Below are 11,986 nucleotides of genomic sequence, written 5' to 3'. Positions count from 1 at the left end.
AACGACCCGAACCCCGGGCGCACCGCTCAGGCCGGGACCGGGCAGTCGGGCGGCGAATATTTGGACGGGGGCTCGGGCCGCGGCGGTGACGGCTCTCGGCGCAGCTCGACGTAATGAGACGCGTTACCGGAACGCATACGCAGACCCCAGGACGTGGTCGACGACTCGAAGCAGATGGCGTCGACCTTTGAGCCGGCCGGTTGTCCCGCCTCCCGCGAGCAGTCGTCACCGAGCATCGGGGGCATTCGCCGCGACGACGCCGCCGTGAGCCCCCTGGCAACCCGGAAGCCGGTCAGCTCGCCGGCTTCGTACGCCGGGGTGGCCGTCAGGTCGTGCGTCGTGTGCTGGATGGGGTAGACCCAGCGGAACGTGTGCTGTCCGCACGTGGCGTTGTAGGTCTCCTCGATGTTGAGGAGATGGCCCATCTTGAGATCGGCCGCCCCGGCCGCGACGAAACGTAAACTTTGCAGCACAGCAAGCAATCATTCCACCGGTCGGCGGCACCGGCCCGGGAACGGAAAAACCGGCTAAAACATTTTCGAGTCTGATGTTTAAAGCCGGGTGAACTGGTTAGGCAAAGGCATCCTGCCTGGTCTTGGCATGTGCCTTAATTGACCGGCAAGCCTCGACGGCCTCTCGTCAAACCTCAGCACCGGACGCCCCGGTGGGGACAGTGCTGTCCTCTGGAAGGTCACACAATGAAAAGAAGCATGGCAGTTCTCGCCTCGGCGACCCTACTCAGCCTCGGCGTCGCCGCTCCCGCGTTCGCCGCGCCGTCCGGCCTCCCCTGCGTGCAGATGGACGGAAGGTGCGTGCCACTGGAGAACATCGACGTCAATGACGACATCTACATCGTCCAGACGCCGAACGGGGCGGCGCGGGGCTTCGACGACTTCAGCGCCTTCGCCGACTACCAGAGTTCCACGTACGGATTGAGCTTCAGCAGCGAGAGCGATCTGCTCAGCGTGGACGGCGGCAACGACGCGACCGACCAGACCGAGGAGCCGCAAGAGCCGGACGAGCCCACCGACGAGTGCATCCGCATGTGCCCTGACGACGACTCGAACAACGGCGACGACGGCTCCGACGACGGATCGGACGAGGGCGACGACGAAGGCGAGGGCGACGACGAAGGCGACGGCGGGATGCGGTTCGCGCTGGCCCGCGAGGCCGTGGCCGGAACGTTCTTCGACCGCAGCAACCGCACCGGCGAATCGTTCATGCTCGCCCCGGGCGACTTCATCTCCGACCTGAAGAAGCTGCCCCGGGTCAGCGGTGGCACCTGGGACAACCGGGTGTCGTCGTTCCACATCCAGGGCGGCCAGGCGGGTCAGCAGGCCGGGTTCTTCTGCGTCAACAAGAACTGCACCGACGGCGCGAAGTTCTTCTGGAACCGCACGATGAGTTCCCTGCCGCAGAACTTCAACAACAAGATGTCCGCGGTCCGCCTCTTCTGAGCACGAGCAGAAGGCGGCAACCGAGCCGGTTGCCGCCTTCGAGCGGGTCAGTCGCAGTCGACGCCCGGGCTGTCGTAGGTGGCGTTGCCGATGGAGCCGCCCCACTTGATGCAGGTGTCCTCGGGGGCCGCGGTCTTCATCGGCCCGGCGTAGAACTCGACCTCGCCGAAGTCTTCCTGGCGGTCCTTGCCGTCGACCTCGACGTACGCCGACATGTCCGTCTTCTTGCCGACGCCGACCGCCTTGATGGTGACCGCGCAGACCTGACCGTCGTCCTCGGAGCGGAGCAGGTAGGCACGGCCGACGACCTTGCCGCCGTCGCGCAGGGCGGCCTTCTCGACCACCTCGTAGCCGGCGCCGCAGACCTCTTCGGCCGTGTGCGGATTGACGGCCTCGGAGGGGCTGGGATCGACGCTGGGGCTATTTTCACCCTTGGGCGTCTTGGTGGTGGGCTTCGGCTTCTTGGTGGTGGTGGGCTTGCCGGTGGAGGCGGGTTGCGCGTCGTCGTCGGTCTGCTCGCTCGGGCCGGCCCCGGCGGCCAGGTTGCCACCGGTCGACGGGCCCTGATCCGGGTCACCGTTGTTGAGCAGGGCGATGCCGATGCCGCCGATGCCGAGCACGACCGCCACCACGGCGGCCGCGATCACGAGGCTGCGACGGTTGCCGCCGGAACCGGACCGGGGCTCGGGACCGGAATCGAAGTAGTCGGACTCGGCCATCGCGGGCGGGACGGCCGCCGCCGCGCCGACCGACGCACGCCCACCCGACGGGCCCCCGGTCTGCACCCGGCCCTGCTGGTAACCGCCCGGCGCGGCGTTCATCGGCCGGGTGCCCTGCATCGGATGAGGCCCGGACGGGAAGCCCTGCTGAGGCCCGGACGGGTAATTCTGCTGGGGACCGGACGGGTAACCCTGCTGGGAACCGGACGGGTAACCCTGCCGGCCCGTGGGATAGCCGCCCCCGGGAATCGGCATCCGCCCCGACGTCTGCGAGGGCGCCCCCGGGAAGGGCCGGGTCGCCTGCGTAGGCGGCCGCATCGCCGCCCCGCGCCCCGGGTTGCGGGCCGCGGCGGCCAGCTCGGCCGCGCTCGCGAACCGCTGCGCCGGGTCCTTGGCGAGCGTCCGCAGCACCAGGGCGGCCACCGGCGGGGGCACGTCGCCCGGCAGAGCGGGCAGATCCCCGTACACGAGCTGTGACATCACCTGCAGCGGGTTGTCACCGACGTAGGGCGGGCGGCCGGTCAGGCAGCAGTAGGCGACGGCGCCGAGGGCGTACACGTCGGTGGCCGGTGTGACCTTTTTCCCTTCGGCCTGTTCGGGGGCCATGTAGTTGACCGAGCCGAGCACCACGTTCGTGCCGGTCAGACCGTTGCCCGCGGCCGACCGGGCGACACCGAAGTCGACCAGCACGATCGAGCCGTTGGGGCGTACGAGCAGGTTGGCCGGTTTGACGTCGCGGTGCACGATGCCGGCCTCGTGGGCCACCTGCAGCGCGTCGGCGACCTGCGCGACGACGGTCATCGTCTCGTCGGGGCTCAGGCGGCCGGCCTGCTCGATGCGCTTGGCCAGCGAGACGCCCTCGATGAACTCCATGACCAGGTAGTCGAGGCGCCCGCCGCCGGCCGCGGCACTCTCGCCGTAGTCGTAGACCTGGACGATGCCGGGGTGGCGCAGCGCGGCCATCATGCGGGCCTCGGTGCGGAAGCGGGCCATGAACTCCTGGTCGGCCATGAGGCCCGGCAGCACCACCTTGACCGCGACGGGGCGGTGCAGCAGCGTGTCCTCACCACGCCAGACCTCACCCATGCCACCGGCGGCGATGCGCTGGGTCAGGTGGTATCGATCGTTCAGGAAGGCTCCGGGGGACAGCACCCGGACATGCTACTCACCCCGAAAACGCGAAAAAGGGAGCGGCCCGGCCTTCTCGGGGGGACGAGGAAGGCCGGGCCGCGGAGAGTCAGGCTTTGGTGACCGTCACGAGTTCCGGAGCGTCATCGGTCGCGTGCGGATCGTCGAGCATGGTCTTCTCGTCGAACGGGTCCTCTCCGGCCAGCACGGCGCGGGTCTTCTCCCGGTCGATCTCGCCGACCCAGGTGCCGATCAGGACGGTGGCCACGGCGTTGCCGGCGAAGTTGGTCAGCGCGCGGGCCTCGGACATGAACCGGTCGATGCCGACGATCAGGCCGACGCCGTCGACCAGTTCGGGGCGGTGGCTCTGCAGGCCGCCGGCCAGCGTGGCCAGGCCCGCGCCGGTGATGCCGGCCGCACCCTTGGACGCGATGATCATGAAGACCAGCAGGGAGATCTGCTCGCCGATGTTCAGCGGCTTGTCCAGGGCCTCGGCGATGAACAGCGACGCCATCGTGAGGTAGATCGCCGTACCGTCGAGGTTGAACGAGTATCCGGTCGGGACGGTGATGCCGACGACCGGCTTGCTGACGCCCAGGTGCTCCATCTTGGCGATGAGCCGCGGCAGCGCCGACTCGGACGACGAGGTCGACAGGATCAGCAGGAACTCGCGGCCGAGGTACTTGAGCAGCGAGAAGATGCTCATGCGGGCGAAGAACCAGAGGATCGCGGCCAGGATCACGAAGACGAAGATCGCGCAGGTCACGTAGAAACCGAGCATGATCTGGGCCAGGCTCTTGAGTGCGTCCACACCGGTCTCGCCGACCACGGCGGCGATCGCGCCGAACGCGCCGATCGGGGCCAGCCACATGATCATGGCGAGGATCCGGAAGACGACCCGCTGGGCGATCGAGATGGCGTTGAGCACGGGCTCGCCGCGGCGGCCGAGCGCCTGCACGGCGAAGCCGACCAGCAGCGCCACCAGCAGGGTCTCGAGCACCTCGCCGTCGGTCAGCGCCGACACCAGGCTGTTCGGGATGATGCCGAGGATGAAGTCGGCCAGGCTCTCGTCGGCCGCGCCGCCCGCCGCCTTCTGGCCGGCCGCCGCGGCGGTCTCGCTCAGGTGCAGGCCGGAGCCGGGGTGCACGATGTTGCCGACGACGAGACCGATGGCCAGCGCCGCGGTCGACATGACGAGGAAGTAGCCGAGCGCGAGACCGCCGACGCGACCGACCTTGGCCGCCTGCCGGATCGAGCCGACGCCGAGCACGATCGTGCAGAAGATGACCGGGGCGATCATCATCTTGATCAGGTTCACGAAGCCCGTACCGATGGGCTTGAGTTCCTTGGCGACGTCAGGAGCCGCAAAGCCGACGGCGATGCCGGCCACGACTGCGACGATCACCGCCAGATAGAGGTAGTGCGTTCTGTCCCGCCGGACCCGCGGGGTGGGGCTCTGGGTCTCCATGCCGCAGACTGTGTCCTGCGTCTCATATAGAGGGCGACATTGCGTTCATTCTGTTTACTGCGGAGATCCGAGACCGAAACATGCCGATAGCAAAGGGGAGCATCGCTCGGCAGCTCTTCATCCTCCAGGTGCTGGTCGTCACGGCCTTGGTGGCGATCGGGACGGCTGGAGCGGTGCTGCTGGCCCGCGACGACGCCGAGCAGGCCGCGGTCGACCAGGTCATCGGCATCGCGCAGGCGGTCGCGCACTCCCCCACGGTCCTCGAGGCGGTGCGTGGGCCGAATCCGTCCACGGTGCTGCAGCCGTACACCGAAAGTGTTCGCCTGGCCACCGAGACCGACTTCATCGTGGTCATGGCGCCCGACCGCACCCGCTTCACGCACACCAAACCCGAACTGATCGGCCATCCCTTCATCGGGTCGATCCAGAAGGCGCTCGACGGCGGCACGGTTGTCGAAACGAGCGTGGGCACGCTGGGTGAGTCAGTCCGTACGGTCGTGCCGGTGCGTGACGGCGGCCGGGTGATCGCGCTCGTGTCCGTCGGCATCACGACCGAGGCGATCAATGAGAACCTTCTGCGCCGTACGCCGGCCGTAGCCGTTCCGACCGCCCTGGCCCTGCTGCTCGCGGCGTGTGGTTCGTGGCTGCTCAGCCGCAGGCTGCGTCGGCAGACCCACGGCCTCGGCCCGGCCGAGATGACCAGAATGTACGAGTACCACGACGCGGTTCTCCATTCGGTGCGCGAAGGCCTGGTCGTGGCCGACCGCGCCGGTCAGGTCACGCTGGTCAACGACGAGGGTCGCCGGCTGCTCGGCGACGACCTGCCGCCCGAGATCAAGGAGTTGCTCGCGTCGAAGGCCCCGGTGGCCGACGAGCCGGTGCTGGCCGGCGACCGCATCCTGATCGCCAACCAGCGGGTGATCCGCTCCGAGGGCCAGACCGTCGGCACCGTGCTGACCCTGCGTGACCACACCGAGCTGCGCGCGCTGACCGGCGAGCTCGACTCCGTACGCGGGCTCACCGAGGCGCTGCGCTCGCAGGCCCACGAGGCCGCGAATCGGCTGCACACGGTGCTGACGATGGTCGAGCTGGGCCGCACCGAGGAGGCCGTACGCCTGGCGACCGCCGAGCTCGAGGTGGCTCAGCAGCTCACCGACCAGGTCGTGGGCGCGGTCAGCGAGCCGGCCCTGGCCGCGTTGTTGCTCGGGAAATCGGCGCAGGCCGCCGAGCGGGGCGTGCAGCTCGTGGTGGACGATGCCTCACGGCTCGGCGGCACCCCGCTGCCCGGCCGCGATCTGCTCACCGTGGTCGGCAACCTCGTCGACAACGCGCTGGAGGCGGTGGCCGGAACCGAGCCGCCGAGGGAGGTGACCGTGCTGGTGGTCGAGTCGGACGGCGAGGTCGTGGTGCGCGTCGGCGACACCGGGCCCGGGCTGTCGGCCGTCCGGGCGTTCCAGCGCGGGTGGTCGACCAAGGCCGCCGGTCGTGGGCTGGGGCTGGCCCTCGTCAAGCAGGTGGCCGACCGGCACGGCGGGAGCATCGACGTGGGCGCGGCTCCGGGCGGAGGAGCGTTGATCACCGTACGGCTTCCGGTGCGCCCGTGACCGCCATCCGGGTCCTCGTGGTCGAGGATGAGCCGCTGATCGCCGAGGCCCACGCGGCGTACGTGGGAAGGGTCTCGGGCTTCGAGGTGGCGGGGGTCGCGCACACGGCGCAGCGGGCGATGGCGACGCTGCGCTCGACCGCCGTCGACCTGGTGCTGCTCGACCTGAACCTGCCCGACATGAACGGCCTCGAGCTGACCCGGGCCCTGCGCGCCGCCGGCATCGGCACCGACGTGCTGGTCGTGACGTCGGCCCGCGACCTGGCCATGGTGCGCTCGGCGGTGTCGCTGGGCGTGACGCACTACCTGCTCAAGCCGTTCACGTTCGCGACCTTCCGGGAGAAACTTCTCGGATACGCCCGTTACCGTCACCAACTGCTCGGGGATTCCCAGCTCGCGGCCCAGCACGAGATCGACCGCGCCCTGGCCGCGCTGCGCGGCTCGTCGCCCGACTCGCTGCCCAAAGGGCTCGACCAGGGCACCCTCGACCTGATCCTGGGCGTGCTGCGCGGCGCTACCGGACCGGCGGGTCTGTCGGCGGCCGAGGTGGCCGCGCGGATGGGCGCCTCCCGGGTCACCGCGCGGCGCTACCTCGAACATCTCGCCGAGACCGGGCAGGTGGCCCGCAGTCCCCGCTACGGAGGGCCCGGGCGGCCGGAGGTCGAGTATCGCCGGGTCTAGATCTCTTGCAGCCCTCGGAAGGTGGCGGCGGTGACGGTGCCGAAGAGCAGGTGCGCGCTGAGGTCGTTGGCGAGGACCTTGGCGTCGTACTCCCAGATGGGCTTGTAGAGGCCCGCGGGCGGCAGGACGGCGTAACCGGCGAGCCAGACGCCGGCGCCGAAGAACGGGCCGTAGGCGATGCGCGCCTTCGGCAGCGAACCGGCGAGCAGCCCGTACGCGCCGCCGTTCACGATGCCGTAGCCCCAGTGCATGATGTTGTTGACGAGCTTGGCCTGGCTGTCGGGCAGCGTGCGCTGGAAGAGCCCCTCGAAGAGCCGGCGGCCGACCTGTGCCGGGGCCGGGGCGTCGTCCCAGGTCAGCACGGTCTTGGAGAACTCCCAGGACAGAAAGTCGTCCTTGCCGCCCCCGCGCCGGTACCGCCAGTAGAGCAGCGCGTCCATCGCCATCGTCCCGATCGCACCGGCGATGAGACCACGGGTCACGGCTCCCAGAGGAGTCGTACGGGTCATGGCTGTTCCCCCTTCTTCGGTCGTCCTGTCCGCTCCAGCATGTCGCCGCGCACGGGCCACTCGCGCCCGCGTGACACCCGGGCATTACCCCTGGCCGCAGCCCCGAGCGGGCACAGTGCCGCACGTCTCAGTTCTTCCTACTCCCCGGCGCCGCTCTGTGTTGCCTTGAATCGGGTCGTCGGGGAGTTCTTTTCCGAAAGGCGTCCCGTGACCCCGGACCCGGCCGGCCGCGCGAGGCCGACGGACGTCCTGGGACGCCCGCGGGCCTCGGGCCTGGCCGTCGGCGTCCGGCTGCGTTGCCGTCAAAGACCGATATTCATTACCCGGTAAAAGACGAGCGTATTGACCTCACGACGGCCGACAACGGATTCCGCATGAGATCTCAATCTCCGTCAAGACGAAGTTGCATTGCCTCTTGATCCCGACATTCACGAGCCAGCCTGAGCACGCTTTTCAGGAACTCCTGCACTGCAGGATCTGCGACCCGCAAGAATTCGACCTCGATTTCCGAGATGAACTGATCCATCTCGCTCGAACTCAAGATCAGAGTCCCATAGGGATCCACTCGACTCAGCATGGGGAGCGTACTCGATTCACAAAGACGAGCGAATCTGTCGTGAAGATCGAGAACAACGTCCACTTGACCCGCACCCCGCCGCCTCGGACTGCTGCCCCGTTGCTCCACGCGCATGAGGGCAACATCTACGCCCACGACGCCTCCTTGAGCGAGAGTTCGGTGTCACGACCGTGCATCACTCGGGCCCGTCAGACGGGAAGGCCGTGATGAGTTTTCGATCACGAACCACGACTCGAATGTAGTACTGGTCATTCCCAGCGCCGTCCCGGCCGATCGCATTCGGAAACTTGTAGTAGTATGCCCCGTCGCCGGTCTGGCCATCGAGTGCGCGATTGATCATTTTCTGGATCTTCGCTTTGCTCGTCGTCAAGAACTTGCTCTTGTTGGGGAACTCGCCGCCACGAACAACATGCCGATCCCATATGTGATCCCAGCGACCCTTCGAAATTGGGACAGGACAGCTTTGTGAACGAGTACCGGCGTGGTCCCGGCGAGTACATAGTACGTGTGCAGGTCGGCGACCGTGAGGTTGTACATCGTTCGGCGGCCAATGAACGTGCTTACTGTGCCGACCTTCACGGGATCTTGGGATGCTTGGGCGCCGAGGTAGTCACCTGGCCGGACGGTGCCGGCGTCGATCCACTGCTGGCGCTCGGGAATCCAGAACGGGTGCTCCGCTGTGGTGTGGATCGTCGCGGCGCGGCCATCGGCGGACCCGACGACAAGGTCGACTAGCGCGGAATCGACGTTTACATGGAGGGCCTCGACCCGTTCTCCGTCGGTCTCGCCCGTTTCCGGGTCGGTGGCGAGCACTTCGTCGCCAACTTCAATCTCGGCGATCGGCTTTGTCGTGCCGTCAGCCAGGAGCACGAGGGTCTCGGGCGAGAAGCTGTTGTGTCGGATACAGGCCTTCTTGACTCCTTGCGCCAGTTCCTTGAGCGCGTTGTAGGTCTCAATCGTGTTCTTGGTCGGCTTGGCCATTTTGGCAATTGAGCTGGGGCCGCCGCCAGCCCCGTTTACATCGGAACCGGCTTCCTTGGCGTCTGACGCCGCCTGCGTGTCGAAGCCGCCTGCCTTAACCGCCGTGACCGCCTGCTGGTTGTGGACCTCGTTGGCATACACGGCCTCGCAGATCTTCATGGTCCCGCAGGCCAGATCCATGGCCCAGAGCAGCTTTCGCTCGTCGCTCAGTGCATCGAACTCCGAGCCGAGGGAGTTCCGGAGCCGGTGATAGTTGTCGTTGACGAGGAAGCCGTAGACGTGGATGGCGACCCTGAGCTGGTCGACGGTCACTTTCACACCGCCGACGCTGCCCGTGCCGTCACCATTGTCTTTGGTCGGGATCGGATCTAACTCTTCGTCGCCGCCGTCCTCGTCGTCGTCGAGGTCGGGGGTCACGTGTCCGTTGCAGCTACCGCCGTTGCCTTCTTCGCAGCCGCTCTCCTCGGGGTCGACACGGAGGCCGGACGGGTCGGAGTTGGTGACCGGATTGTCGCCGGCGTAGGTGTAGCCGCCGAGCTGGGCCGGGTCGCTCGTGACCAGCAGCGGGTCCGCGCTGATGAAGCTGCCCAAGGCGGGGTCGTACTTGCGGGCGCCAACGTCGGTGTACCCGGTGGCAAGGCTCCTCGGCGCGCCGAGGTAGCCGCGGGTCAGGTCAGGCCACAGCGTCGTGTTCGCGCTGGCTCGGTCCTCGCCGTATGCCGCTCAGCGAGCTCCGCGTCGAGGGCGATGTGAGCCTGGCCCGGCACTGGCTCGACAACACGGCTCATGTCGCCGACTGGCCGGATTGGGATTTTGACGCCGAGGTGATCAGGATCTGGGTGATGTGGGATTCTTCCGGCTATGACTACGCCGCAGTCTCCTGAGCCGTTCCCGTCAGCGCCGGGGTCGCCCGAGGGCGCTCAGCCGGACAGCGCCCAGTGGGGAGCACCCGGGCCCGCGGCGGGCGTTCCGGCGGCCGGTTGGGAAGCACAGCCGGATTCCCCGCCGAGTGACAACCGGACCCGGAAACTGCTCTTCGCCGGGGCGGCCGGCGCGGTGGTGGGGGCGCTCGTCGTCGGGATTCTGTGGGCGGCCAGTTCGTTCGTGGGGCAGAGCCAGGACGGCGCGGCCGAAGACGCGGCCGCCGCCTGCGGGGTCTTCGAGCGGGTGCCGAGCGACTGGAAGCCCGAGACGGTCACCGAGGCGAACACCTATCGGCTCGGCGCGGGCATCGCTCTCGCTCAGGCGGCGGGCAAGGCCGACCAGCAGTACGTCACCCTGGCCACCCAGGCGCAGCAGGTGCAGCAGGCCGTGGTCACGTTCCAGGTCGGGCGGATCGCCCAGCTTGTCGTCGACGTGCGCAACACCTGCGACGACCTCTGAATCGGCGCCTGGCATGACGACCGAGCCAACGGCGGCCGGGTTCAGGCGGTGGCCCGGCGCATCATCGAACCGATCAGGACGGTCGACCCGCGGCGGGTGAGCAGGACCCGCCCGGCCGCGGCGGCGAAGCGGTTCGCGCGTCCGACGGCGACGCTGGGTGGCGGGTTGCGGCGGGCCAGGGCGGCGAACGTCGTGGCGACCACGTCGGCCGGGGCCACGCGGCGGGCGCCGGCCGCGGAGTTCTCGCCGGCCACATCGAAGAACTCGGTGTCCGTCGCGCCGGGTGAGACGGCCAGCACGCGCAGGCCGGTGCCGCGGGACTCGTACCAGAGGGCCTCGGTGAAGCTCAGCACGAAGGCCTTGGCCGCGCCGTAGACGGCCATCGTCGGGCTGGCCTGATAGCCGGCCATGCTCGCCACGTTCACGAGGAAGCCGTCGCCGCGGCGGCGTAGAGGCTCGATGAACGTACGGCTGATCTCGACGACGCTGGTCACGTCGACCGCTATCTCGCGGCGCAGGTCGGCCAGGTCGTGCGTGTGGAACCCGCCGTGGTTGGCGAAGCCGGCGTTGTTCACGACGCTGGTGACCTCGATGCCGCGCGCGGCCAGTTCGCCCGCGAGGGCCGGGCCGGCCCCGGGTTCGCTGAGGTCAAGCGCGATGACTCGGCCGCCGATCTGGGCCGAGAGGGCGTCGAGGCGATCGCGGCGGCGGGCGACCAGGACGAGGGACGCGCCTCGGGCGGCCAGGCCGCGGGCGAATTCGGCGCCGATGCCCGCGCTGGCGCCGGTGACAAGGACGGTCTGCTGGCGATAGTCGACTGGCTTCATGCTGGCACCGTAGGCCTGTCTGGCACTGAGTGTCAATAGGCCTATACTGGCAGCGTGAGCAACGAGGGGCTGTGGAGCCGCACCCGGCAGGCGGCGATCGCCGAGGTCGGCACGGTCGCGATGGATCTGTTCCTGCAGAAGGGATTCGAGGAGACGACGTTCGACGACATCGCCGCGGCGGCGGGCATCTCGCGACGGTCCCTGTTCCGCTACTTCGGCACCAAGGAGGACATCGTCCTGTCCCACCTGGCCGGCGACGGTGCCCTGATCCGCGACGCCCTGGCCGCCCGCCCCGACGACGAGCCGGTCTGGACGGCCCTGCTCAACGTGCTGCTGCTGATCGACGACGGTGGCGGCGACCGCGCGCGGCTCCTCAAGATCTCCGAGATGATGTACGGGGTGCCGTCCCTGCGCGCCCGCAGCCTCGAGAAGCACCTGCGGTGGCAGTCCGATCTGCTGCCCGAGGTGAAGCGCCGGCTGGGCACCGCGTCGGGCGACCTGCAGGCGGCCGCGGTCATCACCAGCGCGATCGCCTGCCTCGACGCGGCCGGCGAGATCTGGACCCGCGAGAAGGGCGCTGTCCCGCTGGGCAACCTGCTGACCGACGCGTTCGACGCGGTGCGGCAGGCCGCCCGCTGAAACCACGATGCGAG

General features: G+C 68.7%; 13 protein-coding genes. 6 read left to right on the top strand and 7 right to left on the bottom strand.

The annotated features are described in order from the left end of the window. Window positions 1-26: 26 nt before the first annotated feature. Complete coding sequence (locus EER30_RS20490) at window positions 27-473, bottom strand: hypothetical protein (protein WP_127502108.1); 447 nt, start codon at window positions 471-473, stop codon at window positions 27-29. Window positions 474-710: 237 nt separating this feature from the next. Here EER30_RS20490 and EER30_RS47165 point away from each other — a divergent pair, with 237 nt between their 5' ends. Further along, a complete protein-coding gene (locus tag EER30_RS47165; RefSeq protein ID WP_164842407.1) occupies window positions 711-1,457 on the top strand; it encodes a hypothetical protein in 747 nt (248 codons plus the stop codon). 47 nt (window positions 1,458-1,504) lie between these two features. Here EER30_RS47165 and EER30_RS20475 read toward each other — a convergent pair whose 3' ends face one another. Both EER30_RS20475 and EER30_RS20470 read right to left on the bottom strand, forming a co-directional pair. After that, window positions 1,505-3,328: a serine/threonine-protein kinase gene (locus tag EER30_RS20475; RefSeq protein WP_240670178.1), complete on the bottom strand. Its 1,824-nt coding sequence runs from the start codon at window positions 3,326-3,328 to the stop codon at window positions 1,505-1,507. An 85-nt stretch (window positions 3,329-3,413) separates the two neighbouring features. Then, window positions 3,414-4,772 (bottom strand): cation:dicarboxylate symporter family transporter, encoded by a 1,359-nt coding sequence (locus tag EER30_RS20470; RefSeq protein WP_127502106.1) that lies wholly within the window; start codon window positions 4,770-4,772, stop codon window positions 3,414-3,416. An 80-nt stretch (window positions 4,773-4,852) separates the two neighbouring features. Between EER30_RS20470 and EER30_RS20465 the strand changes: the two genes are divergently transcribed. After that, window positions 4,853-6,376: a sensor histidine kinase gene (locus EER30_RS20465; protein ID WP_127502105.1), complete on the top strand. Its 1,524-nt coding sequence runs from the start codon at window positions 4,853-4,855 to the stop codon at window positions 6,374-6,376. Next, entirely contained in the window at window positions 6,373-7,056 is a 684-nt protein-coding gene (locus tag EER30_RS20460; RefSeq protein WP_127502104.1) for a response regulator, read from the top strand. Before EER30_RS20465 ends, EER30_RS20460 begins: the two co-directional genes overlap by 4 nt. Here the strand turns inward: EER30_RS20460 and EER30_RS20455 are convergent. The 3 genes from EER30_RS20455 to EER30_RS48750 all read right to left on the bottom strand — a co-directional run bounded on the left by EER30_RS20455 (window position 7,053) and on the right by EER30_RS48750 (window position 9,795). Further along, window positions 7,053-7,565, bottom strand: a complete 513-nt coding sequence (locus EER30_RS20455) for a DUF1440 domain-containing protein (protein ID WP_127502103.1) — start codon at window positions 7,563-7,565, stop codon at window positions 7,053-7,055. The genes EER30_RS20460 and EER30_RS20455 overlap by 4 nt on opposite strands. A gap of 752 nt (window positions 7,566-8,317) precedes the next feature. Continuing rightward, the gene (locus EER30_RS20450; protein WP_127502102.1) at window positions 8,318-8,512 is read right to left on the bottom strand and encodes a hypothetical protein; all 195 of its coding nucleotides are present in this window, start codon (window positions 8,510-8,512) and stop codon (window positions 8,318-8,320) included. Next, window positions 8,509-9,795, bottom strand: a complete 1,287-nt coding sequence (locus tag EER30_RS48750; RefSeq protein WP_240670200.1) for a polymorphic toxin-type HINT domain-containing protein — start codon at window positions 9,793-9,795, stop codon at window positions 8,509-8,511. Before EER30_RS48750 ends, EER30_RS20450 begins: the two co-directional genes overlap by 4 nt. Window positions 9,796-9,839: 44 nt before the next feature. Here EER30_RS48750 and EER30_RS47160 point away from each other — a divergent pair, with 44 nt between their 5' ends. Next, on the top strand, window positions 9,840-10,007 hold the full coding sequence (locus EER30_RS47160; RefSeq protein ID WP_164842406.1) for a hypothetical protein: 168 nt from the start codon (window positions 9,840-9,842) through the stop codon (window positions 10,005-10,007). Continuing rightward, a complete protein-coding gene (locus EER30_RS20440; protein ID WP_127502100.1) occupies window positions 9,985-10,506 on the top strand; it encodes a hypothetical protein in 522 nt (173 codons plus the stop codon). The genes EER30_RS47160 and EER30_RS20440 overlap by 23 nt, the downstream gene beginning before the upstream one ends. A 41-nt stretch (window positions 10,507-10,547) precedes the next feature. On the opposite strand, the gene EER30_RS20435 is transcribed toward EER30_RS20440, so the two are convergent. Then, window positions 10,548-11,333 (bottom strand): SDR family NAD(P)-dependent oxidoreductase, encoded by a 786-nt coding sequence (locus EER30_RS20435; RefSeq protein WP_127502099.1) that lies wholly within the window; start codon window positions 11,331-11,333, stop codon window positions 10,548-10,550. A gap of 54 nt (window positions 11,334-11,387) precedes the next feature. On the opposite strand from EER30_RS20435, the gene EER30_RS20430 reads away from it, so the two are divergent. After that, window positions 11,388-11,972, top strand: coding sequence for a TetR/AcrR family transcriptional regulator (locus EER30_RS20430; RefSeq protein WP_240670177.1), 585 nt, complete (start codon window positions 11,388-11,390; stop codon window positions 11,970-11,972). Window positions 11,973-11,986: the final 14 nt, after the last annotated feature.

The organism is Actinoplanes solisilvae, assembly GCF_003999975.1.
In the GTDB taxonomy this organism is placed as follows: domain Bacteria; phylum Actinomycetota; class Actinomycetes; order Mycobacteriales; family Micromonosporaceae; genus Actinoplanes; species Actinoplanes solisilvae.
Note: the sequence above shows the minus strand (reverse complement) of the source record. Positions and strands in the feature narration are given on the sequence as shown.

Excerpts from the sequence above, each read along its gene's own strand:
- EER30_RS20440 (WP_127502100.1), top strand. The coding sequence starts at position 9,985 with ATGACTACGCCGCAGTCTCCTGAGCCGTTCCCGTCAGCGCCGGGGTCG.
- EER30_RS20455 (WP_127502103.1), bottom strand. The coding sequence starts at position 7,565 with ATGACCCGTACGACTCCTCTGGGAGCCGTGACCCGTGGTCTCATCGCC.
- EER30_RS20465 (WP_127502105.1), top strand. The coding sequence starts at position 4,853 with ATGCCGATAGCAAAGGGGAGCATCGCTCGGCAGCTCTTCATCCTCCAG.
- EER30_RS47165 (WP_164842407.1), top strand. The coding sequence starts at position 711 with ATGGCAGTTCTCGCCTCGGCGACCCTACTCAGCCTCGGCGTCGCCGCT.
- EER30_RS20470 (WP_127502106.1), bottom strand. The coding sequence starts at position 4,772 with ATGGAGACCCAGAGCCCCACCCCGCGGGTCCGGCGGGACAGAACGCAC.
- EER30_RS47160 (WP_164842406.1), top strand. The coding sequence starts at position 9,840 with ATGCCGCTCAGCGAGCTCCGCGTCGAGGGCGATGTGAGCCTGGCCCGG.
- EER30_RS20435 (WP_127502099.1), bottom strand. The coding sequence starts at position 11,333 with ATGAAGCCAGTCGACTATCGCCAGCAGACCGTCCTTGTCACCGGCGCC.